This is a genomic window from Curtobacterium sp. BRB10 (assembly GCF_031844325.1).
Taxonomy (GTDB): Bacteria; Actinomycetota; Actinomycetes; order Actinomycetales; family Microbacteriaceae; genus Curtobacterium; species Curtobacterium poinsettiae_A.
Genome location: NZ_JAUZVA010000001.1, coordinates 650,817 through 673,455 on the forward strand (window position 1 = coordinate 650,817; position 22,639 = coordinate 673,455).

22 protein-coding genes are annotated in these 22,639 nt (G+C 72.4%); 17 read left to right on the forward strand and 5 right to left on the reverse strand.

Annotated elements, in window-relative coordinates:
* Positions 1-4: 4 nt before the first annotated feature.
* From Q9R26_RS03245 to Q9R26_RS03280, 8 genes are all read left to right on the forward strand, one after another.
* Positions 5-487: a cytidine deaminase gene (locus tag Q9R26_RS03245; protein ID WP_182065823.1), complete on the forward strand. Its 483-nt coding sequence runs from the start codon at positions 5-7 to the stop codon at positions 485-487.
* Between the two features lies 1 nt (position 488).
* Positions 489-1,787, forward strand: a complete 1,299-nt coding sequence (locus Q9R26_RS03250) for a thymidine phosphorylase (protein WP_209135078.1) — start codon at positions 489-491, stop codon at positions 1,785-1,787.
* 120 nt (positions 1,788-1,907) lie between these two features.
* On the forward strand, positions 1,908-3,020 hold the full coding sequence (locus tag Q9R26_RS03255) for an adenosine deaminase (RefSeq protein WP_182065825.1): 1,113 nt from the start codon (positions 1,908-1,910) through the stop codon (positions 3,018-3,020).
* A 3-nt stretch (positions 3,021-3,023) separates the two neighbouring features.
* Positions 3,024-3,470 (forward strand): PTS sugar transporter subunit IIA, encoded by a 447-nt coding sequence (locus tag Q9R26_RS03260; protein WP_311226523.1) that lies wholly within the window; start codon positions 3,024-3,026, stop codon positions 3,468-3,470.
* The gene (locus tag Q9R26_RS03265) at positions 3,467-3,745 is read left to right on the forward strand and encodes a PTS sugar transporter subunit IIB (RefSeq protein WP_259579403.1); all 279 of its coding nucleotides are present in this window, start codon (positions 3,467-3,469) and stop codon (positions 3,743-3,745) included. The genes Q9R26_RS03260 and Q9R26_RS03265 overlap by 4 nt, the downstream gene beginning before the upstream one ends.
* A 29-nt stretch (positions 3,746-3,774) precedes the next feature.
* Complete coding sequence (locus Q9R26_RS03270; protein ID WP_182065828.1) at positions 3,775-4,617, forward strand: purine-nucleoside phosphorylase; 843 nt, start codon at positions 3,775-3,777, stop codon at positions 4,615-4,617.
* Entirely contained in the window at positions 4,614-6,290 is a 1,677-nt protein-coding gene (locus Q9R26_RS03275; protein ID WP_311226524.1) for a phospho-sugar mutase, read from the forward strand. The genes Q9R26_RS03270 and Q9R26_RS03275 overlap by 4 nt, the downstream gene beginning before the upstream one ends.
* 173 nt (positions 6,291-6,463) lie before the next feature.
* On the forward strand, positions 6,464-7,390 hold the full coding sequence (locus Q9R26_RS03280) for a hypothetical protein (RefSeq protein ID WP_311226525.1): 927 nt from the start codon (positions 6,464-6,466) through the stop codon (positions 7,388-7,390).
* 86 nt (positions 7,391-7,476) lie between these two features.
* Here the strand turns inward: Q9R26_RS03280 and Q9R26_RS03285 are convergent, their stop codons facing one another.
* Together Q9R26_RS03285 and Q9R26_RS03290 are read right to left on the reverse strand one after the other, a co-directional pair.
* Positions 7,477-9,249, reverse strand: a complete 1,773-nt coding sequence (locus tag Q9R26_RS03285) for a biotin carboxylase N-terminal domain-containing protein (protein WP_311226526.1) — start codon at positions 9,247-9,249, stop codon at positions 7,477-7,479.
* A gap of 79 nt (positions 9,250-9,328) precedes the next feature.
* Positions 9,329-10,123, reverse strand: coding sequence for a Maf family protein (locus tag Q9R26_RS03290; RefSeq protein ID WP_311226527.1), 795 nt, complete (start codon positions 10,121-10,123; stop codon positions 9,329-9,331).
* A gap of 14 nt (positions 10,124-10,137) precedes the next feature.
* Here Q9R26_RS03290 and Q9R26_RS03295 point away from each other — a divergent pair, with 14 nt between their 5' ends.
* The 5 genes from Q9R26_RS03295 to Q9R26_RS03315 all read left to right on the forward strand — a co-directional run bounded on the left by Q9R26_RS03295 (position 10,138) and on the right by Q9R26_RS03315 (position 15,014).
* Complete coding sequence (locus Q9R26_RS03295) at positions 10,138-11,397, forward strand: TRAM domain-containing protein (RefSeq protein WP_311226528.1); 1,260 nt, start codon at positions 10,138-10,140, stop codon at positions 11,395-11,397.
* Positions 11,398-11,594: 197 nt separating this feature from the next.
* Positions 11,595-12,314, forward strand: a complete 720-nt coding sequence (locus Q9R26_RS03300; RefSeq protein ID WP_017888757.1) for a response regulator transcription factor — start codon at positions 11,595-11,597, stop codon at positions 12,312-12,314.
* Between the two features lie 5 nt (positions 12,315-12,319).
* The gene (locus Q9R26_RS03305; RefSeq protein WP_311226529.1) at positions 12,320-13,573 is read left to right on the forward strand and encodes an ATP-binding protein; all 1,254 of its coding nucleotides are present in this window, start codon (positions 12,320-12,322) and stop codon (positions 13,571-13,573) included.
* The gene (locus tag Q9R26_RS03310) at positions 13,543-14,619 is read left to right on the forward strand and encodes a hypothetical protein (RefSeq protein WP_311226530.1); all 1,077 of its coding nucleotides are present in this window, start codon (positions 13,543-13,545) and stop codon (positions 14,617-14,619) included. Before Q9R26_RS03305 ends, Q9R26_RS03310 begins: the two co-directional genes overlap by 31 nt.
* Before the next feature lie 56 nt (positions 14,620-14,675).
* Positions 14,676-15,014, forward strand: coding sequence for a hypothetical protein (locus tag Q9R26_RS03315; RefSeq protein WP_311226531.1), 339 nt, complete (start codon positions 14,676-14,678; stop codon positions 15,012-15,014).
* 261 nt (positions 15,015-15,275) lie between these two features.
* Here Q9R26_RS03315 and Q9R26_RS03320 read toward each other — a convergent pair whose 3' ends face one another.
* Positions 15,276-15,530, reverse strand: a complete 255-nt coding sequence (locus tag Q9R26_RS03320) for an acyl-CoA carboxylase subunit epsilon (protein ID WP_182065863.1) — start codon at positions 15,528-15,530, stop codon at positions 15,276-15,278.
* Positions 15,531-15,631: 101 nt separating this feature from the next.
* The gene (locus tag Q9R26_RS03325) at positions 15,632-17,227 is read right to left on the reverse strand and encodes an acyl-CoA carboxylase subunit beta (RefSeq protein ID WP_071406413.1); all 1,596 of its coding nucleotides are present in this window, start codon (positions 17,225-17,227) and stop codon (positions 15,632-15,634) included.
* Positions 17,228-17,302: 75 nt separating this feature from the next.
* Between Q9R26_RS03325 and Q9R26_RS03330 the strand changes: the two genes are divergently transcribed.
* The 4 genes from Q9R26_RS03330 to Q9R26_RS03345 all read left to right on the forward strand — a co-directional run bounded on the left by Q9R26_RS03330 (position 17,303) and on the right by Q9R26_RS03345 (position 21,463).
* Positions 17,303-18,103, forward strand: coding sequence for a biotin--[acetyl-CoA-carboxylase] ligase (locus tag Q9R26_RS03330; RefSeq protein ID WP_311226532.1), 801 nt, complete (start codon positions 17,303-17,305; stop codon positions 18,101-18,103).
* 4 nt (positions 18,104-18,107) lie between these two features.
* On the forward strand, positions 18,108-18,656 hold the full coding sequence (locus Q9R26_RS03335; protein ID WP_071244247.1) for a PH domain-containing protein: 549 nt from the start codon (positions 18,108-18,110) through the stop codon (positions 18,654-18,656).
* Between the two features lie 69 nt (positions 18,657-18,725).
* Positions 18,726-20,033: a UDP-glucose/GDP-mannose dehydrogenase family protein gene (locus tag Q9R26_RS03340; RefSeq protein WP_311226533.1), complete on the forward strand. Its 1,308-nt coding sequence runs from the start codon at positions 18,726-18,728 to the stop codon at positions 20,031-20,033.
* A gap of 11 nt (positions 20,034-20,044) precedes the next feature.
* A complete protein-coding gene (locus tag Q9R26_RS03345) occupies positions 20,045-21,463 on the forward strand; it encodes a hypothetical protein (protein WP_311226534.1) in 1,419 nt (472 codons plus the stop codon).
* On the opposite strand, the gene Q9R26_RS03350 is transcribed toward Q9R26_RS03345, so the two are convergent.
* Complete coding sequence (locus Q9R26_RS03350; RefSeq protein WP_311226535.1) at positions 21,430-22,632, reverse strand: glycosyltransferase; 1,203 nt, start codon at positions 22,630-22,632, stop codon at positions 21,430-21,432. The genes Q9R26_RS03345 and Q9R26_RS03350 overlap by 34 nt on opposite strands.
* Between the last annotated feature and the right edge of the window lie 7 nt (positions 22,633-22,639).

Below are 22,639 nucleotides of genomic sequence, written 5' to 3' on the forward strand. Positions count from 1 at the left end.
ACACATGACCGACACGCACGCTGCAGGTGACCAGGGGGTCACCGCCACCGCCCCGACGGACGCCGCCACGGGCCTCCCGGTCGACGACGTGGACTGGGGCGCCCTGCGGGACGCCGCCACGGCCGCGATGCGGCGCGCCTACGCGCCGTACTCGTCGTTCCCGGTGGGCGCCGCGGCGCTCACCGACGACGGCCGGATCGTCTCCGGCTGCAACATCGAGAACGCGAGCTACGGGGTGACGCTCTGCGCAGAGTGCTCCCTCGTGTCGCAGCTGCACATGACCGGCGGCGGCAAGCTCGTCGCGTTCACGTGCGTCGACGGTGACGGGGCGACCCTGATGCCGTGCGGGCGCTGCCGCCAGCTGCTGTTCGAGCACTCGACCGAGGGCATGCTCCTCGAGACGCTCTCCGGCATCCGCACCATCGACGAGGTCCTGCCGGACGCCTTCGGGCCGCGCACCCTCGCCACGTACCAGCAGGAGCACTGACATGGCCGTCGAGCCGTTCGACACCGTCGACCTCATCCGCACGAAGCGCTCCGGCGGGGCCCTGAGCACCGCCGAGGTCGACTGGCTCGTCGACGCGTACACCCGCGGCTACGTCGAGGACCCGCAGATGGCCGCGATGGCGATGGCGATCTTCCTGAACGGGATGGAGCGGCGCGAGATCAAGGACCTCACGCTCGCGATGATCGCGTCGGGGGAGCGGATGTCGTTCGGGTCGCTCGGCAAGACGACGGTCGACAAGCACTCCACGGGCGGCGTCGGCGACAAGATCACGCTGCCGCTCGCGCCGCTGGTGGCGTCGTTCGGCGTCGCCGTGCCGCAGCTGTCCGGCCGCGGTCTCGGCCATACCGGCGGGACGCTCGACAAGCTCGAGTCGATCCCCGGGTGGCAGGCTGCGCTGTCCAACGACCGGATGATGGAGATCCTGTCCGACGTCGGCGCGGTCATCTGCGCCGCCGGCTCGGGTCTCGCACCCGCCGACAAGAAGCTCTACGCGCTCCGCGACATCACCGGCACGGTCGAGTGCATCCCGCTGATCGCCTCGAGCATCATGTCGAAGAAGATCGCCGAGGGCACCGGTGCGCTCGTGCTCGACGTCAAGTTCGGGTCCGGGGCGTTCATGCCGACCTACGAGGCGTCCCGGGAGCTCGCGCAGACCATGGTCGACCTCGGCAACGACGCCGGGGTCGCGACCTCGGCGCTGCTGACCGACATGGAGGTCCCGCTCGGGCTGACGATCGGCAACGCGCTCGAGGTGCGGGAGTCGGTCGAGGTGCTCGCCGGCGGCGGCCCGGCCGACGTCGTCGAGCTGACCGTGGCGCTCGCGACCGAGATGCTCACGCTGGCCGGACTGCCCGACGCCGACCCTGCAGCCGCGCTCGCGGACGGCCGCGCGATGGACACCTGGCGTCGGATGATCGAGGCGCAGGGCGGCGACCCGTCCGCGGCGTTGCCCGTGGCCCGCGAACAGCACGTCGTCACCGCTGGGACGTCGGGGGTGCTCACGCAGCAGGACGCGCTGCCGTTCGGTGTCTCGGCCTGGCGGCTCGGGGCCGGTCGTGCCCGCGCGCAGGACCCGGTGCAGGCCGGCGCGGGCATCGAGCTCCACGTCAAGCCGGGGGACACCGTGACCGAAGGACAGCCGCTCTGGACGCTGCACTCCGACGACGCGTCGCGGATCCCGCGCGCGCTGGAGTCGCTCGAGGGCGCGTGGACCATCGGCGCGGCCGGCTCTGCTGTCGCGGCACGTGGGCCGATCGTGCGCGAGCGCATCGGGTCCTGAACCCGGTCACCCGACCGATCGGAGGCTCCCTGCACACCTGTGGGGAGCCTCCAGTGTCTTCCGTTGTGGGTTGTGCACAGGTGCCTGCGCGGCGGCGGCGACCACCGATAGCCTGGGTGCATGAGCGCCGACGCCCCGACCTACCGCCTGCCCGACGCCGGGGCGGTCATCAACGACCTGCCGAAGGTCTCGCTGCACGACCACCTCGACGGCGGTCTGCGTCCCGCGACCATCATCGAGCTCGCGGCCTCGGCGGGTGTGACGCTCCCCACCACCGATCCGGCCGAACTCGGGCAGTGGTTCGCCGACCAGTCGAACTCCGGCTCCCTGGTCGAGTACCTGAAGACGTTCGACGTCACCACGTCGGTGATGCAGACCGCACCGCAGCTCACCCGGATCGCCCGCGAGTTCGTCGAGGACCTCGTGGCCGACGGTGTCGTCTACGGCGAGGTCCGCTGGGCGCCGGAGCAGCACCTGCAGGGCGGACTGACGCTCGACCAGACGGTCGAGGCCGTGCAGGCCGGCATCGAGGAAGCCGTCGACGCCGCCGGTGGGCGCATCCGCATCGGCCAGCTCGTCACCGCGATGCGGCACGCCGACCGGTCGCTCGAGATCGCCGAGCTCGCCGTCCGCCACCGTGACGCCGGGGTCGTCGGTTTCGACATCGCCGGTGCCGAAGCCGGGTTCCCCGCCTCGAACCACCGCGCCGCCTTCGACCACCTGGCGTCCGAGCTGTTCCCCGTCACCGTGCACGCGGGCGAGGCGGACGGGCTCGCCTCCATCCGGTCGGCCCTCGTCGACGGCCGGGCGCTCCGTCTCGGGCACGGCGTCCGCATCTTCGAGGACGTCGCCCTGTCCGACGCCGGGGACGGCTCGACGCTGGCCTCCCTGGGCGAGGTCGCCTCGTGGGTCCGTGACCGCGAGATCCCGCTCGAGGTCTCGCCGTCGTCCAACCTGCAGACCGGGGCGATCGCCGCGTGGGGCGACGACCTCGCCGACCACCCGTTCGACGTGCTCTACCAGCTCGGCTTCCGCGTCACGGTGAACACCGACAACCGCCTGATGAGCGGGACCTCGCTGTCGAAGGAGCTCGCGCTGCTCGCCGGCACGTTCGGGTACGACCTCGACGACCTGGCGGCGTTCCAGATCAACGCCGCGCTCGGGTCGTTCCTGCCGCTCGAGGACCGCGAGGAGATCATCGCCACCATCACGGCCGGGTACCAGGAGGCCTGACGCATGGGACTGCCACCGCTGCCGGACACCGCCGTCCTCCTCGGTGCGGACGCGCCCGCGTGGCGTGACGCGATGCGCCTGGTCGGCGGTGCGCTCGTCGCCTCGGGCGCCACCACCGACGAGTACACCGACGCCATGATCGGCATGGTCGAGGAGCACGGGCCGTACATCGTCATCTCGCCGGGGCTCGCGTTCGCGCACGCCCGGCCGGGTGGTGCCGTCGTGCGGGACGGACTCGCGGTCGTGACGCTCGCGTCGCCGGTGGCGTTCGGACACCCGCACAACGACCCCGTCCGTGTGGTGCTCGGGCTCGCGGTGGCCGAGGTCGGCACCCACCTGGAGTCGATCGGCGAGATCGCGAACCTGTTCAACGACGCCACCGTGACCGGGCGGATCGCGGCGGCGTCCACCGCGGACGAGGTCCGTGCGATCATGGGGGTCTCCGCGTGAAGATCGTGACCATCTGCGGAGCCGGCATCGGGTCGAGCGGCATCCTGAAGGTTAACGCCGAGAAGGCGCTCGACGCCCTCGGACTGTCGGCGACGGTCGTCGCGGCCGACGTCGCGTCCGTGCGGGACGTCTCCGACGACGCGAACGTGATCCTGACGAGTCAGGAGTTCGTGGAGGCGATCGGGGACACCTACGCCGAGGTCATCGTCATCGCGAACCACTTCGACCAGGGCGAGATCACGGCGGCGGTGGACCGGGCGCTCGGCGAGCACTGAGCGCTCAGTCCGCCCTTTAGAGTTGGGGCATGAGCACCGAGAACCCGCTGAACGACCCCGCTGCCGACCCGTTCGAGGTCGCGCGGGACGCCGCAGCCGCCATCGCCGAACAGTCCGGCATCGAGCGGCACGACATCGCCTTGACCCTCGGGTCGGGCTGGGGCAAGGCCGCCGACATCATCGGTGAGACCGTGTCCGAGATCCCGGCCGAGCAGGTCCCCGGGTTCAGCGCCTCGGCCGTCCCCGGACACTCCGGCACGATCCGGTCGATCCGCCTCGCCGACGGCCGCCACGCGCTCGTCATCGGTGCCCGCACCCACTACTACGAGGGTCACGGGGTCCGTCGGGTCGTGCACAGCGTCCGCACGGCCGCGGCGACCGGTGCCTCGATCATGGTGCTGACGAACGGTGCCGGCGGCATCAAGGAGCACTGGACCCCGGGCACGCCGGTGCTCATCAGCGACCACATCAACCTGACCGCGGACAGCCCGCTCGAGGGTGCGACGTTCATCGACCTCACCGACCTGTACTCGGCGCGGCTGCGCTCGGTCGCGAGGTCCGTCGACGCGTCCCTCGACGAGGGCGTGTACACGCAGTTCCGTGGCCCGCACTACGAGACCCCGGCCGAGGTCCAGATGGCGAAGACCATCGGCGGGCACATCGTCGGCATGTCCACGGCGCTCGAGGCCATCGCGGCCCGTCAGGCCGGCATGGAGGTCCTCGGGTTCTCGCTCATCACGAACCTCGCCGCGGGCATCCAGAAGACCCCGTTGTCGCACACCGAGGTCCTCGAGGCCGGCAAGCAGGCCGAGCCGGTGATCGCGGACCTGCTCGCACGCGTGGTCGCCGCACTCGGGCAGTCGGCGTCGTGAAGCTCGACCTCGACCAGGTGCTGGGCACCGCGCGGGCGTGGCTGGCGCAGGACCCGGACCCCGAGACCCGCGACGAGCTGGCCGCGGCGATCGATGCGGCGGCCGACGGTGACGGGCCCGCTGTCCGGGCGCTCGCCGAGCGGTTCGACGGCCGGCTCCAGTTCGGCACCGCCGGACTCCGCGCGGAGCTCGGCTGGGGCCCGCTGCGGATGAACCGGGTCGTCGTGACCCAGGCCGCTGCGGGGCTCGCCCGGTTCCTCATCGACACCGGTCGCTCGCGCAGCGTCGTGATCGGGTACGACGGCCGGGTGAACTCGGACGTCTTCGCACGCGACTCGGCCGAGGTCATGCGCGGCCTCGGGCTCGAGGTCACCCTGCTGCCGTCGGCCCTGCCGACGCCGGTGCTCGCGTTCGCCGTCCGGCACCTCGACGTCGGCGCCGGCGTCATGGTCACGGCGAGCCACAACCCGCCGCGGGACAACGGGTACAAGGTCTACCTCGGTCAGGACGACGACGGCTCGCAGATCGTGCCGCCCGTCGACGGCGAGATCGCGGACGCCATCGACGCGGTCGCCGCGGGATCTGTGACGGACCTGCCGCGCGACACGGACTACACCGTTGCGTCGTCGGCCCTGGTCGACGCCTACGTGGCCGCCACGGCAGCGATCGTGCCCGCTCCCGCACTCGGAGTCGACGAGCAGCCGAAGGTCGTCTACACGGCCATGCACGGCGTCGGGTGGGAGACCGCTCGCGCGGTGTTCGCGGCGGCCGGGTTCGCCGAGCCGGCGGTCGTGCCGGAGCAGATCGATCCCGATGGTGCGTTCCCGACGGTGTCGTTCCCGAACCCCGAGGAGCCGGGTGCGATGGACCTGGCGATCGCCCGCGGTGTCGCCGTCGGCGCGGACCTGGTGATCGCGAACGACCCCGACGCCGACCGGCTCGCGCTCGCGATCCCCACGGGCTCGGACGCCGGTGCGCCGTCCTACCGTCGGCTGTCGGGCAACGAGGTCGGCTGGCTGCTCGGGTGGCGCGCTGCCGCGCGGGCATCGGAGTCCGGCGCGACCGGCGCGCTCGCCGCGTCGATCGTCTCGTCGCCGGCGTTGGCCCGGGTGGCTGCGCGACACGGGCTGGAGTACCGCGACACCCTGACCGGCTTCAAGTGGGTCTCGCGCGTGCCCGAGCTGCTGTTCGGCTACGAAGAGGCCCTGGGTTACCTGGTCGACCCGTCGGTCGTGCGCGACAAGGACGGCATCTCGGCGGCACTGGAACTGCTGTCCCTCGCCGACGAGCTCGCCGCGTCGGGCTCGACCATCGCCGACCACCTCGAGGCGTTCGCCGCCGAGTTCGGGGCGTTCGCGTCGGGACAGGTGGCGACGCGCGTCGACGACCTGTCGCGCATCGGCGAGATCATGGCGTCGCTCCGGTCCACGCCGCCGACGACGCTCGGCGGCCTCGACGTGCACACGGTGACGGACTACGCCGACGGGGTGGCGGGCTTCCCGCCCTCGGACATCCTGCGCTACGACCTGTCCGGCGACGCCCGGGTGATCGTCCGCCCGAGCGGGACCGAGCCCAAGGTGAAGGTCTACATCGACACCGTCGCGGGCAGCCCCGCCGAGGCGCAGCGGCTCGTCGACGCCCTGGCGAGTTCGGTCCGCCCCTTGGTGTCGTAGGGCGCCGGTCCGCAAAACACCGGTGCTCGCGCTCTGAACACCCGCACAACGCGGTGCAGAGCGCGAACACCGGTGTTTTGCTGTTCCTCCACAGGGGGTGGGGGAGCGAGGGACTCCCCACAAGGAGCGGGTCGCCCTCGTGTGGGTCCTGCGGGAGCCGTGACGGTGGGGCCATGGCTCACATCACGGTGTTCGGCGCGGCTCCGGGCGATCCCGATCCGAGGGCGCACAGACGGCTCGCGGATGCCGCACGCCGAGGGACGCTCATCCGCCTCACGGCCGGCCGGTACGTCGACCGAGACGCGTTCGGAGCAGCGAGTGCAGCGGAACGCCATCGTGCACGGGTCGAAGCGGTCGCGCCGAGCATCCACCCCGCCCTCGTGATCTCCCACGAGTCGGCTGTGGCGATGCTCGGACTCCCGTGGCTCGGAGAGTTCCCCGAGCACGTCGTCGCCACCGATCCGCGTCGAGCGACCGGTCAACGTCGCGCCCATCTGCAGAAGGTCGGAGGGGCGGGTCGTCCCATCGCTCGTGCGAGCGTCGGCGGCCTGCCCGTCACGACCCTCCTGGTCACCGGGGTCGACGTCGCGCTCCGAGCGTCGTTCCGCACTGCGGTGGTCGTGTTGGACGCGGTGTTGGCCCGAGGAGTGTCGCGCGAAGCGCTGCTCGCCGAACTGCGCAGTCGGGAGCCTCGTCCGCGGGCGTCCACCCGCGCGCGACGGGCGATCGAGTTCGCGGACGCGGCTGCTGACTCGCCGGGTGAGTCAGTGGCGCGGCTGTGTTGGGCAGAAGCGGGGTTCCCGGCGCCGATGCTGCAGCAGGAGTTCCGCGATGCGGCCGGCCTGATCGGCCGGGTGGACTTCTGGTTCGAGGACGCCGGCGTGGTCGTGGAGTTCGACGGGCTGGTCAAGTACCGCGACCGGACGATGCGCGCTGGTCGGACCCCTGAGCGTGTCGTCATCGACGAGAAGCTCCGAGAGGACCGGCTCCGTGCGCACCGCTCCGTCCGGAGGGTCGTCCGCGTGACGTGGCCGGACGTCGAGCCGGGCGGCAACGGCCCCGTGGCACTCGAGGCGGCCGGAGTGCGTCGTGTTCGATGAAGCAAAACACCGGTGTTCACGAGTCGAACCGCGGTCTGCGCGTGTTCAACCGGCGAACACCGGTGTTTTGCGAGAGGGAGCCCGCGCTACGCGAGCTCGAGCAGCACGTGACCGGACGAGACCGTCTGGCCGACCGGGGCGTTCAGCCCGGTGACGACGCCGTCCTTGTGGGCCTGCACGGGCTGCTCCATCTTCATGGCCTCGAGCACGACGAGCAGGTCGCCCTTCACCACGGTGTCACCCTCGGCGACCGCGAGCTTCACCACGGTGGCCTGCATCGGCGACGCCACGGACGACCCGGACTTCGCCAGGCCCCCGCGGACGGCCGACGAACGGCGCTTCGGGGGAGCGGAGGGGCCCGCCGGACGACGCCCGGCGGCACCGCCACCGACGATCGACGGCATGGTGACCTCGATGCGCTTGCCCTGCACCTCGACCACGACGCTGTCGCGCGCGGCCGGCGTCGGGAGCTCCTCGGGGGAGCCGCTCCAGGCCGGGATGTCGTTGACGAAGTCGGTCTCGATCCACTGCGTGTACACGGAGAAGGGCGAGGAGTCGTCGGTCGCGAAGGCGGGGTCGGACACGACCGCGCGGTGGAAGGGGAGCACCGTCGGCAGGCCGGTGACCTCGAACTCGGCGAGTGCGCGACGCGAACGCTCCAGCGCCTCGGCGCGGGTGGCGCCGGTGACGATCAGCTTCGCGAGCATGGAGTCGAACGAGCCGGACACGACGTCGCCGGAGACGACGCCCGAGTCGACGCGCACGCCGGGGCCGGACGGCGCGTTGAAGGCGTGCACGGGGCCGGGCGCGGGGAAGAAGTTGCGACCCGGGTCCTCGCCGTTGATGCGGAACTCGAAGGAGTGTCCCCGCGGCGTGGGATCCGAGTAGTCGAGCACGCCACCCTCGGCGATGCGGAACTGCTCGCGCACCAGGTCGATGCCGGTGACCTCTTCGGACACGCAGTGTTCGACCTGCAGGCGGGTGTTGACCTCGAGGAAGGACACGGTGCCGTCGGCGCCGATGAGGAACTCGCAGGTGCCGGCGCCCACGTAGCCGACCTCGCGCAGGATCGCCTTCGACGACTCGTACAGCGCGGTCTGCTGCTCGGGCGTCAGGTAGGGCGCCGGGGCTTCCTCGACGAGCTTCTGGTGGCGGCGCTGCAGCGAGCAGTCGCGGGTGGAGACGACGACGACGTTGCCGTGCTCGTCCGCCAGGCACTGGGTCTCGACGTGACGGGGCTTGTCCAGGTACTTCTCGACGAAGCACTCGCCCCGACCGAAGGCGGCGATCGCCTCTCGCGTGGCGGACTCGAACTGCGAGGCGACCTCGTCGCGCGTCCGTGCGACCTTCAGGCCACGGCCGCCGCCGCCGAACGCCGCCTTGATGGCGACCGGCAGGCCGACCTCGTCGGCGAACGCGATGACCTCGGAGGCGTCCTTGACGGGCTCGATGGTGCCGGGGGCGAGCGGGGCGCCCACCTTCTCGGCGACGTGGCGCGCGGACACCTTGTCACCGAGACGCTCGATCGACTCCGGCGACGGGCCGATCCAGACGAGCCCGGCATCGATGACGGCGCGGGCGAAGTCGGCGTTCTCGGCGAGGAACCCGTAGCCCGGGTGCACGGCGTCCGCGCCGGAGCGGCGGGCGACCGAGATGATCTTGTCGATGACGAGGTACGTGTCGGCGCTCGTGGTGCCGTTCAGCGCGTAGGCCTCGTCGGCGAGGCGGGCGTGCAGGGCGTCGCGGTCCTGGTCGGCGTAGACCGCGACCGATGCCTTGCCCGCGTCGCGGGCCGCGCGGATGATGCGGACGGCGATCTCGCCGCGGTTCGCGATGAGGACCTTGCTGATACGGGGCATGACACATCAGCGTATTCGTGCGGCGGGAGTGCGTTTTGACTGGCACCCACAAAGAACCGCCCCGAAGAGGTGCGGATGTCTACAGTGCCCAGAGGTCGTGCCAGGCGATGCCGAAGCCCCGGAGGAGCATCGATCGCAGCACCGGAAGCGACATCCCGATCACGGCGGACGGTGCCCCGTCGATCCGCGTGATGTACGCCGCGGCCCGACCGTCGATGGTGAAGGCACCGGCCACCTCGAGCGGCTCGCCCGTCGCGACGTACGCGTCGATCTCGTCGACGGACACGTCGTCGGCGAAGGTCAGCACCGCGCTGTCGACCGCGACCACGCGGTCGCCACCGGCGGCCAGCGCCGACCCACCGGGCGCGACGTCACCCAGCTGCGGGACGCCGGCGGTGGACGTGACCAGGGACCGGACGGGAGGCACGGTGCGGTCCGGTGCCGCGCCTCCAGGCCGTCCCGTGGCCGGGTCCGGGGCCCGGCGCCGGTCGTCGCGCCGTCGATCGATCACGCAGTGTCCGCTCCACAGCGTCCCGCCGCCCGCGGCGAGCATCTGCCGCCAGCGCTCCCGGGCGACCGCGGGGTCGTGCGGCTTGCCGTACAGCTGTCCGTCGACCTCGAACGCGGAGTCCCCGCCGAACACCACCCCGTCGACCGGCGACCCGGCGACGGCGGAGTCGGCGACTGCGGACGCCTTCGCGACGGCGAGGAGCGAGACGAGCTCCGGACCGCTCAGTGCGCGGCCGAGCGATGCCGCTGCGGCGGCACCGACGGCGTCCTCGTCGACCCCGGGGGACACGAGCACGGGTTCGATCCCGGACTGGGCGAGGAGTGCTCGGCGGGCGGGGGATGTACTCGCGAGGTACAGACGCATGGGACCATCTCACCATGGGTGAATCCGTCGGCACGCTGCTCGAACTCGACGTCACCGGGATCGCCCACGGCGGCATCTCGGTGGCACGGCACGAAGGACGGGTGGTCTTCGTGTCGGACGCGATCCCCGGGGAGCGCGTCGTCGCCCGGGTGACCGAGGACCGCAAGAAGTCGTTCTGGCGCGCCGACACGGTCAGCGTCGTCACGCCGAGCGAGCACCGCGTCGACCACGTCTGGCCCGAGGCCGCGCTCGGGCGTGACCCCGAGACGCGCCCGGGTGGTGCCGAGTTCGGCCACGTCGCCCTCGCACACCAGCGCACGCTCAAGCACGACGTCCTCGTCGACTCGTTCGCGCGGTTCGCACGGATGGACCTCGCCGAGGTGCTCGGCCACGACGTCGTCGTCGAGGCCGCGCCCGGCGACGACGCCGCGAACGGCCTGGGCTGGCGCACCCGCGTGCGGCTGCACGTCGACGAGCAGGGCACCGCCGGTCCGTTCGCGGCCCGCTCCCACTCCGTCATCCCGGTGACCGGCCTGCCGCTCGCGACCGCCGTCGTGCAGCAGAGCGCCCCGCTCGGCCGTGGGGCACTGCCGGGCTCGTCGGTCATCGACGTCCTCGCACCGAGTGGTTCCGAGGGCGCGCGGCTCGTCATCGACGACCAGAAGCCGACCGTGGTGACCGAGGTCGTGGGCGAGCGCACGTTCCAGGTCGACGACAACGGGTTCTGGCAGGTGCACCGCGCCGCGGCGACCGTGCTCACCGAGGCCGTGCAGGACCTGGTCGACCGCGACCGCCTCGACCCCGAGGGCACCCACCTGGACCTGTACGGCGGTGTCGGCCTGCTCGCCGCCGCCCTCGGCGACCTGGTCGGCCCGAAGGCGCGCATCACGAGCGTCGAGAGCGCCGCCCGTGCCACCGAGCACGCGCAGGAGAACCTGTCCGAGTGGCTCGGCGCCCGCGCCGAGACCGGCCGCGTGGACCGCTGGCTGACGAACACGGTGGCGAACGCCTCGCGCGCCGAGAAGGACCGCTTCCGCGCCGGCACGATCGTGCTCGACCCGCCCCGCGCCGGTGCCGGTCGTGACGTGGTCGTGCAGATCGCCGCGCTCCAGCCGGAGCAGGTCGTCTACGTGGCGTGCGACCCGGTGGCGCTGGCCCGCGACGTCGCGACGTTCGCCGACCTCGGCTACCGGCTCGAAGCACTGCGGGCCTTCGACCTGTTCCCGCACACCCACCACCTGGAAGCCGTCGCACGCCTGGTCCCCGCCCGCTGAGGCCCGGGCGCGACCCTGGCGCGACCGGGGCGGGTCCGGCTGCCGCTGCTTGCGTGCCGGGGTGTCCACCAATCGGCGGACCGGCCAGCGTGGCGCAGCCCAGAAGCCCCGCACCTGAGTCCGGGCTGGGTATCCTGGGTCGTTGATGGCACTCCGGTTTCAGGGGCCGGCGTCGCGCATCGGAACGAGAGGCCACTGTGGCAGCAGGAACGACAACCACCAGCACCGAGACGTCAGGGGCGGCCACCAGGCCGGTCCGGGTCGCGATCGTCGACGACCACGAGTCCGTCCGACTCGGGATCCAGGCGGCGTGCCAGAACGAGGGGTTCGAGGTGGTACTCACCGCCGCGAGCGTCCCGGAGTACGTCCAGAACCTCGACGGGCGAGAGGTCGACGTCGTCGTCCTCGACCTGTCCCTCGGCGACGGCTCGACCGTCACCGAGAACGTCAAGGGCGTGCAGGGGACGGGATCGGCGGTGCTCGTGCACTCCATCGCGGACCGGGTCGCCAACGTGCGTGAGGCGCTCGCAGCAGGGGCTGCCGGCGTCATCCCGAAGTCCTCGGCCACCAAGACCGTGATGGCCGCGGTCGCCACCGTCGCACGCGGTGACGTGCTCAACAATCTCGAGTGGGCGAGCGCCATCGACGCCGACCGCGACTTCGCGAAGGCACAGCTCGGCCGCCGGGAGCGCGAGATCCTGCACCTCTACGCCTCGGGCCTCCCGCTCAAGCTCGCCGCCCAGCAGCTCGGCATCGGCTACTCGACGGCGCGTGAGTACCTCGACCGGATCCGGGTGAAGTACGTCGAGGTCGGCCGCCCGGCCCCGACGAAGGTCGACCTGCTGCGTCGAGCCGTCGAGGACGGGATCCTCCCCGGGCTCGACTCGGGCATCGACCCCGACGGCGACGGTCGCTGACACGGATGGCGACCGCGGCTGAGTCGGCGCGGACGGTCGTCGAACCGGCGCCGTTCGGCGCCGATCCGGCGCGCAGCGTCCGCGCTTCGATCACGCAGGCGTCGGTGGAGCGCGCGTTCGCGATCCTCCTCGCGATGGCGGCGATCGGCCTCGGCATCGTCGACGCGCCCGCGGTCCTGCAGCAGCTGCCGTACCTCGACCCGTTCTGGGGTCCGACGCTGATGCTCGCCCTCGCGGCGTCGTTCGTGTTCGTCGGGGTCTCCGCCTTCGTGCAGCGGGTCGCGCAGCTGGCGCAGATCGTCTGCGCGCTGCTGTTCCTCGTCGTGCTCGTGACGTGGACGGCGACCGTGCAGGAGCCCATCCCGTCGTCGCAGCAGCCGTGGCCGTGGTGGTTCTGCACGGTCGGCTGCACGGCGGCGGCGATGGGCTTCGCGACGTGGCGCGCGACGGTCTACACGGCGCTCGTGCCCGCGGTCTACGTGGTGATCCGGCTCAGCCCGCTCGGCGGCGACGTTGGGGTCCTCGCGGTCCTGCTCGACGGCGTCTACACGGCACTGCTCAGCGGCGCGGTGCTCGTCATCGCGGTGGTGCTGCGGCGTGCGGCCACGTCGGTCGACACGGCGCAGTCCACGGCCGTGCGGCGGTACTCGCTCGCCATCCGGGAGCACGCCACCGAGGTCGAGCGGGTCCAGGTGGACGCCATCGTGCACGACAGCGTGCTCACGACGCTGCTCTCCGCCGCTCGCGCCGACACGCTCGAGGCCAAGACCCTCGCCGCGCGGATGGCCCGGAACGCGATCGACCACCTCGAGGCCGCGGCCACCGACGGTCCCGGTGACGTCGCGCCGGTCGCCCTCGGGGAACTCCGGGCGCGCATCCGCGAGGGGGTGGGTGCCTTGCCCGCCCCGGTCCGTCTGGTCCCGACACCGACCGGGTCGGTCCGTCTGCCCGCATCGGTCGCCGACGCGCTCGCCTCGGCGGCGCTGCAGGCCGCGGTGAACAGCGTGCAGCACGCCGGCGACGGTGACGTCTCGCGCTGGGTCCGCATCGAGCAGCAGGGCCAGGGCGTGCTCGTCGAGGTCGGTGACGACGGGCGCGGATTCGACGTCGCGGCCATCCCCGCCGAACGGCTCGGTGTCCGCCGCTCCATCGTGGAGCGGGTCGCGACCGTCGACGGTCGCGCCGAGGTGCACACTGCACCGGGCGAGGGCACCCGCATCGTGCTGACGTGGTCACCTTCCGCGAAGGTGACCGCATGAAGGTCTCCCTGCCGGCGAGCATCGCCATCGGCCTGGCGTCGCTGTTCTCCCTCTACCACCTGGTCCTCGCCGCGGCCACGCTCCCGCGCGTCGACCAGGTCGCCCCGATCATCGCGTGCATGGTCCTGTACGCCGCAGCCACCGGCCTCGCACTGTTCGTCCCCGGCAGGGTCCTACCGGTCTGGACGGCCTGCTTCTCCCTCGCCACCGCCATCGTGATGCCGGTGATCGCCGCCCCCGTCCTCGTCGATGGTCGTGGTCCGGGCTCCGCCACGTGGTGGATCGCGGCCATCGGCACGCTCATGGTGGTGCTCGTCGTGCGCGGCCGTGGTCCCTTCGCATGGGCTGGCGTGCTGTTCCTGACCGTGTACACCGTCGCGTGGGCCGGTCTCGGCTCGCTCGGCGGGCTCGGTGTGGTCGGCAGCGTCGCCTGGGTCGCGATCGCGACGGTCTTCGCCGCCGCGATGAGCCGCGCCACCCGGAACACCCGTGAGCTCGTCCTCGCCGAGCAGGAGACCGCCGACTGGCAGGCCGCGCAGGACGCCCACGTGTTCGAGCGGCAGTTCCGGCTGAGCCAGACCACCCGGATGGCCCTGCCGATGCTGCAGCGCATCATCGACTCCTGCGGCGACCTCGACGACGCCGACCGTGCCGAGTGCCTGCACCTCGAGCAGGCCATCCGCGACGAGATCCGCGGCCGGTCCCTGCTGTCCGACGACGTCCGCGACGAGGTGATGCGCCTGCGCCGCCGCGGAGCGACCGTCCAGCTGCACGACGACGGCGGGCTCGACGACCTGGACGCCCCGGACATCCGCCGCATCCACGCCCGCGTCGCCGAGGCCCTCCGGCAGGCCCGCGATGCCGACAACGTCATCGTCCGGACCGTCAGCGAGGGCTCCGACTCCGCGGTGACCGTCGTCGGACTCCGGCTCGACGGCGCGGCCAGCGAGTCCGCGGCGCTCGGAGCGGGGATGGACGACGACGACGGGGACGAGGACGACTCCGTCGCGCTCTGGCTGGAGATCCCGAGGCACGAGCCGGCGTAGCGCGCGGCACGCGGACGCACGCCCCGCCCGGCACACGTGTCGCGACGATGCACCACGTGATCGACGTGTGGATCGTCGCGAACGTGGTGTGGAGGGCGCTGCGGAGGCGGGTGGCGCGGCCGGGCGTGCGGGCGGCGGTGGACGTGATGGGGGACAGCCGGGAGGCCCGTGGCGGCATCGCCACGGGCCTCTCGGCCGTCACGTGGGAGCGCCGGGCTGGCGCGCGCACGGAGGCGACCGCGTCGTCGTCGGACGACGTCGACGGCGTCGTTCCGCATCGGCTCCGTCCACGCCCTGGCCAGCCGCACCTGCGCCCGCCTGCACCGGCGACACGCCCCGAGGACGGGGAACGGGCCGGTCGGATACCGACCGGCCCGTTCACGACCCGAGGCTGAGCGACAACCCGAATGTCGCCCTGCCTCGCAGCGGACGGTGGCTTCGTACCCTAGTCGGCCACCGACCTGCGATGTCTTTCGTTGAAGGACACCGAACACCACCAACTATGCCCACACCCGTGTTGCATGTCAGTCGTCATTATGGGGGACAATTCCGGCGTTTCCGGTCCGCATCCGCTGATCGTGTCCCCCGAGTGAGGGGATACCGACCGGGAAGTACGCCCTGCGACCGTTCTCGGACGCCTGCGCACCAGGGGTACATCAGCGGAGCGATCGGCCCCAGGCGCCCGGTCCGTGGTCGAGCGGGCGGCGCAGTCCGCGGGCCGCGGCGTCCCACCCCGTGCGAGGCTCGACGACCACGGCGGCGCGTCCGGCGGCAGCGGCCTCGTCGGCCTGCCGCTGCAGGACGGCCACGACGGCGGCGAGCTCCTCGGGGCTGGGGTCGCCGGAGACCACCCGGACGTCCGCCACCGAGGCCGGTTCGTCCGAGGGCACGGCTGCTGCGTGGCGACCCATCAGGCCGCGGGATCGTGATGATCCCGTGCGCGGCGATTCGACCGGTTCCATCAGGCCGCGGGACTGTGATGATCCCGTGCGCGGCGATTCGACCGGTTCCATCAGAGGGGGATGTTCCCGTGCTTCTTCGGGGGCAGCGTGGCGCGCTTGCCCCGCAGCGACCGGAGGGCCTTGATGACCGACACCCGGGTGGCGTGCGGCTGGATGATGCCGTCGAGCTCACCGCGCTCGGCCGCCAGGTACGGGGACGCGACGTTGTACGTGTACTCGTTCGCGAGCTTCGTGCGGACCGCGGCGACGTCCTCGCCGGACTCCTCGGCGCGCTTGATCTCGGCGCGGTACAGGATGTTGACGGCGCCCTGGCCGCCCATGACGGCGATCTCGGCGGTCGGCCACGCCAGGTTGATGTCGGCACCGAGCTGCTTCGAGCCCATCACGATGTACGCGCCGCCGTAGGCCTTGCGGGTGATCACGGTGACGAGCGGGACGGTGGCCTCGGCGTAGGCGTACAGCAGCTTCGCGCCGCGGCGGATGACGCCGGTCCACTCCTGGTCGGTGCCGGGCAGGTAGCCGGGCACGTCCACCAGGGTCAGGATCGGGATGCCGAATGCGTCGCAGAACCGAACGAAGCGGGCGGCCTTCTCGCCGGCGTCGATGTTCAAGGTGCCGGCCATCGCCTGCGGCTGGTTCGCGATGATGCCGACCGTGCGGCCCTCGACCCGGCCGAAGCCGATCAGGATGTTCGGCGCGAAGAGCGGCTGGACCTCGAGGAACTCACCGTCGTCGACGATGTGCTCGATGATCGTGGTGACGTCGTACGGCTGGTTCGTCGAGTCCGGGATCACGAGGTCGAGCTCGTGGTCGGCGTCGGTGGTCTCGAGCTCGGGGGCGACGTCGTAGGCCGGCGGGTCGGACAGGTTGTTGTCCGGCAGGAACCCGATGAGCGAGCGCGCGTAGTCGAGCGCGTCGGTCTCGTCCTCGGCCAGGTAGTGGGCCACGCCGGAGACCGCGTTGTGCGTCTGGGCGCCGCCGAGCTCCTCGAAGCCGACGTCCTCGCCCGTGACGGTCTTGATGACGTCGGGGCCGGTGACGAACATGTGGCTGGTCTTGTCGACCATGATGACGAAGTCGGTGAGGGCGGGGGAGTACACGGCACCGCCGGCCGCCGGGCCCATCACGATCGACAGCTGCGGGATGACCCCGGACGCCTGCGTGTTCAGGCGGAAGATCTCGCCGTACTTGCCGAGGGCGACGACGCCTTCCTGGATGCGGGCGCCGCCGGAGTCGAGGATGCCGATGATCGGCACGCCCGTCTTCAGCGCGTGCTGCATGACCTTGATGATCTTCTCGCCGGCGACCTCGCCGAGCGACCCGCCGAAGACCGTGAAGTCCTGCGCGTAGACGGCGACGTTGCGGCCGTGGATCGTGCCGACGCCGGTGACGACCGCGTCGCCGTAGGGGCGCTTGGCGTCCATGCCGAACGACGTGGTGCGGTGCCGCACGAACTCGTCGAACTCCACGAAGGAGTTCTCGTCGAGCAGCTGCTCGATGCGTTCGCGCGCGGTGCCCTTGCCCTTCGCGTGCTGCTTGGCGATGGCGGATTCGCCCGCGGCGGTCACGGCCTCGTGGTACCGGTCGCGGAGGTCGGCCAGTCGGCCGGCCGTCGTCGACAGATCGGGGGTGTCTCCTGAAGTCACCCGCTCACCCTACCGGCGGGTGGGACCGGTGCCGGTTGGAGGACCCCCACGGTTCCTGCCCGTACATTTGCGTGCATGTCCACATCCCCGTCGCCGTCGTTCCCCGCCACCAGCGCGGCCGTCCGGTCGGCGGGCGCGACGATCACCGCTCCCGCCCAGACCGGGTCCACCAACGCGGACCTGCTCGCCGCCGCCCCAGAGCAGCAGCACGGCAGCGTCGTCGCCACCCTGCACCAGACCGCGGGTCGGGGCCGGCTGGACCGCACCTGGACCGCTCCGGCCGGTGAGACGCTCGCCGCCAGCGTGCTCGTCCGTGCGGACCTGGACGACCACGACCGCGGCTGGTTGCCGCTGGTCGCCGGGGCGGCGATGCGCGACGCGATCGCGTCGGTGCTCCCTGCCGGCGCCGACGTCGTCGTGAAGTGGCCGAACGACGTGCAGGTCGCCGGGGACAAGGTGTGCGGGATCCTCTGCCAGGTCGCCGCCGACGGCAGCGTCGTGGTCGGGGCCGGCGTGAACCTGACGATCCCGACGGATCGACTGCCCACCCCGACGTCCACCTCGCTCCTGCTCGCCGGCGCGGTCGACGACGCACCCGCCCTGGCCGACGCGGTCCTGGCCGCCTTCCTGCGGTCCGTCCTGGAGGCGGTGGCCGGCCTGGTCACGGGTGGTCCAGCCGCTGAGACGGTCCGGTCCCACGTCCGCGCCGCGTGTGGGACGATCGGTCGCCGCATCCGCCTCGAGCTGCCGGACGGCACCGTCGAGGAGGCCGACGCAACCGGCATCGACGACGCCGGCCGCATCACGATCCGGGACCAGGCGGGCGTCGCCAGGGGCGTCGCGGTGGGGGACGTCACCCACCTGCGGTATGCATGACGGCATGACCGCCGAGCCCCCGCCCGAACGTGTCGTCGCACGCCTGCGACCGCACGCCCGTCGGCTGGTGCGCCCGGCGGTGTTCGTCGTGCTCGTCACCGCGGCCGGCGGGTTCGGCTTCGGCGTGTTCCAGGCACAGCTGGCGTGGCTGAACGCCGTCGTCGCGCTCGTCGTCGTGGTGCTCGTCGTGTTCGGCGGCGCCGTCCCGCTGTTCCGCTGGATGTCGGAGCGGTACGTCGTCACCACCCGTCGCCTGGTCGTGGTCAACGGACTCGGCACGCGTACCCGACGGGAACTCCTGCACTCCCGCGGCTACGACGTCACGGTACGGCGCCGCGGGCTGCAGGGGCTGTTCCGCTCCGGCGACGTGCTCGTGTTCCCCGGGGACGACCCCGCGGTGGTGCTCGCCGACGTGCCGCACGCCGACCTCGTCGTCGCCGTCCTGCACGACCTGGTGGAGGCGTACGAGGCCAGGCGTCGGCACCGTGAGCCGGACTGGGACGAGATCGTCGGCGGACCGGACCGTCCGCCGTGGGGCGACGTGCGGGCCTGACCGGGCGCTGCGAGCGTCGCTGCGGGCGCCGTGATGAGACTTCGGCGAGAAACCGGTACCTTCTTCGACGTGCGTATCTCAGTGATCGGCTGCGGCTACCTCGGTGCCGTGCACGCCGCCTCCATGGCCAAACTCGGACACGAGGTCGTCGCCGTGGACGTCGACCCCACCAAGATCGAGCGGCTCGCCGCGGGCGAGGCCCCCTTCTTCGAGCCCGGCCTGCCCGAGATCCTGACCGAGGCCCTCGAGTCCGGTCGGATCCGCTTCACCACCGACATGGCCGAGGTCGCCGGTGCCCGCGTGCACTTCCTCGCCGTCGGCACCCCGCAGGGTCCGACCGGTGCTGCGGACCTGACCTACGTGAACGCCGCCGTCGCCGCGCTCACCCCGCACCTGTCCGCCGGCGAGTTCGTCGTCGGCAAGTCGACCGTGCCCGTCGGCACCGCCGCACGGCTGGCCGCCGAGGTCAGCGAAGCCGTTCCCGGTGCCACGCTCGTCTGGAACCCCGAGTTCCTGCGTGAGGGCTTCGCCGTGCAGGACACCATCGCCCCGGACCGCTTCGTCTACGGTGTGCCGGATGGCGAGGCCGGCGAACAGGCCGCCGCCGCCCTCGACGAGGTGTACGCCGAGGCGCTGTCCGCCGGCACGCCCCGACTCGTCGTCAACCTGCCCACCGCCGAGCTCGTGAAGATCAGCGCCAACGCGTTCCTCGCCACCAAGATCTCGTTCATCAACTCGATGGCCGAGATCGCCGAGGTCGCCGGTGCCGACGTCACGGCGCTCGCCGACGCGATCGGTCACGACGCCCGCATCGGCCGCAAGTTCCTGAACGCCGGCCTCGGCTTCGGTGGCGGTTGCCTGCCGAAGGACATCCGTGCGTTCCAGGCGCGGGCGAACGAGCTGGGGGTCGGGGAGTCCCTGGCGTTCCTGGCCGACGTCGACGCCACGAACCTGCGACGTCGCGCCCACGTCGTCGAGCTGGCGCAGGAGCTGCTCGGCGGGGTCGTCAGCGGCAAGCGTGTCGCGGTGCTGGGCCTGGCCTTCAAGCCGAACTCCGACGACGTGCGCGACTCGCCGGCCCTCGACATCGCAGCCCGCCTGCACGAGCTCGGCGCCGTCGTCTCGGCGTACGACCCCGAGGCCGTCGTCACCGCCCGCCGCGTGCACCCCGAGCTCGACTACGTCGAGAGCGCGGCCGAGGCGCTCGGCGGGGCGGAGCTCGTGCTCGTGCTCACCGAGTGGACCGAGTTCCGCGAGCTCGACGCGGCCGCCGCCGCTGCACTCGTGGCGTCGCCCGTCGTCATCGACGGCCGCAACTGCCTCGACCGTGACGCGTGGACCGCCGCCGGCTTCACGTACCGCGGCATGGGACGCTGACGTCGCCTGACGTGCGGCGGCACCCCCGGCGTTCCGACCGCGTCCACGCGCTGCTCACCACGGGGTTCCGCGGCCGGGACTGGGCGACACCGGTCGTCCTCGCCGCCACGCTGCTCGTCCTGACCGCCTCGGTGGCACGGACGTTCTCGTCGATGCCGCTCGCGAGCGTCGACGAGTCCGCGCACGTGGACTACGTGCTGCGGGTGTGGAACGGGCAGCTGCCCGTGCTGCTCGACGGCATCCGCTTCCGGCCGGGCTTCGGCGGGACGCCTCCCGTGCAGTGGGTCGCCCAGCACCCGCCGCTGTACTACGTCCTGCTCGCCCCGGTGGTCGGACCGCTCGTGGACGCCGGCCACCCGGTGCAGGCGGTCGTGTTCGGTCGGCTGGTCAACGCCGTGTTCGCCGCCGCGGTCGTGCCGAGTGCGGCGTGGGCGGCGGCACGCTGCTTCCCGGGCGTCGTGCGGTTGCCCGCGACCGTCGCCGTCGTCACCGCGTCCACCAGCGTCCTCGTGGTGCAGGGTGGTGTCGTCTACAACGACTCGCTGGCGGCGTTGACCTGCGCCCTCGCGTGCGGGGTGGCCGGTGCGGCGCTCCGCTCCGGAGTGGGCCCGGGGCTCGCGGTCGGGGGAGCACTCGTCGCCGCCGCCGGGATGACGACGCGACTGACGTTCGCGCTCTGGCTCGTGGCGATCGTCGTCGCGTTCGCGCTGTCCCGGACGGTGCGGCTCGGTCGCCTGCGGGGGCTCGGGGCCCGTGTCCTGGTCGCCGCGGTGCCCCTCGCCGTCGCGGCCGTGGCGTCCGGGTGGTTCTGGCTCCGCAACCAGGCGTTGACCGGCTCGTTCAGCGGTCGGCCGACCGCGTGGCCCGGGTACACGCCCCGGCCGCACTACTCCGAGGTCGAGGTCGTCTCGATGCTGGGGTTCTGGCGTCAGCTCTTCGCGCTCTTCCGCGGCGCACTGCCCGTCGCGTCACCGCTGCCGTGGGTGCTCCTGCTCCTGCCGCTGCTGCTGTTCGTCGCCGCCCTGGTGGCGCGTCGCCTGCGGCCCGTGGCACCGGCCGACGACGACCGGTGGCCGCGCCGGCTCGTGGTCGCGATGCTCGTCGTCGTCACCGTGCTGTTCGTGGTCGTCGAGATCCGCTACGCCGCCGGCGGTGGCGCGCCGCTGAACCGCTACACGCTCACCGTCCTGGTGCCGATCGCCCTGGCGATGTCGGTCGGGTTCCTCGCCTGGGGCCGACTCGGCACGTGGACCGCGCTGGTCTGGGCCGTGGCGGCCGTCGTGCCGACCTGGTCGCTCGTCGACACGGCCGGGTCCGAGCTCGTCGGGCACTCCGGGACGGTCGTCGTCCTGGCGGCCTCGGCCGCGGCGGTGTGCGCCGCGGCCGTCGTGGTGCTCTACGCGATCGCCGCGCGCAGCACCGCCCGGTAGCGCTCGCCGATCCGTTCGGTGGAGAACTCCGCCGCCGAGACCACTGCCTGCTCCTGGTAGCGCGAGCGCGCTGCGTCGTCGGTGAGCGTGCGCTGCAGTGCTGCGCGGAGCGCCGGGACGTCGCCCGGGGGCACGAGCACGCCGGACACGTCGTCCTGCACGACGTCCCGGATGCCCGGCAGGTCGCTCGCCACGATCGCGGCCCCGACCGCGGCGGCCTCGAGCAGGGTGACCGGCAGCCCTTCCTGGTCGCCGTTCGCCGCAGGGATCGACGGCACCGCGACGACGGTGGCCGAGGCGAGGGTCTCGAGGACCTCGGTGCGTCCCCGCTGGCCCAGGAACGTCACCGGCAGCCCCGCCGCCTGCTGCTCGAGCTGGGCGCGGTAGGGCCCGTCGCCGACGATGGTCAGCCGCCACGGCACGTCGTCGCTCAGGCCGCGGAGCGCCTCGATCAGGTTGCCGAAGCCCTTCTTCTCGACCAGACGACCGACAGCGACGACGTGGTGCTCCTGCGGCGCGACACGGGCGCGGGTGTCGCGGGCCGGGCCGAGGTCGACACCCATCGGGATCACGGTCGAGCGCGACTCGGGGACGCCCCACTCGGTCAGGCGCTCGCGCATCTCCGAGTTGACGGTGGTGACGTGCGCCGATCGTCCGAAGATCCAGCGCTTGAGCCGGACCAGGGGAGCTGCGCGGAGCGCGTAGATGTCCCCGCCGTGGGTCGTCACGACGACGGGCACGCCCGGGGCCGCCAGGGTCGCGACGAGGGCCTGCGGGATGGCCCAGTGCGCGTGGATGACGTCGGGCTTCGCGGAGCGCACCACGCGCCGCACGGCCAGGTACTGCGCCAGCACCAGCGCGGGCACCTGCACGATGCGGGAGCGTCGCTCCTTGAGGTTGTCGAGGATCGCGCCGTCGGCCAGGTCCTCGAAGCGACGCGGGAAGTACGGGTAGCGGCGCACCGCGACCTCGCCGATGCGCTCCTTCGCGGCACCGCCCGGCACGCGGGGGGTGAGCACGAGGGTGTCGAACTCGGTGGCCTCCTGGTGGGCGAGGTCGAGCACGAACGCCGGCACGCCGTCGTCCGGACGGGCCGGGAAGGTCGATCCGAGCACCAGCAGGCGGGGCCGGGGAGCGTGGGGACGGGCGGAGCGGGTGCTGCGGGACATCGTGCCT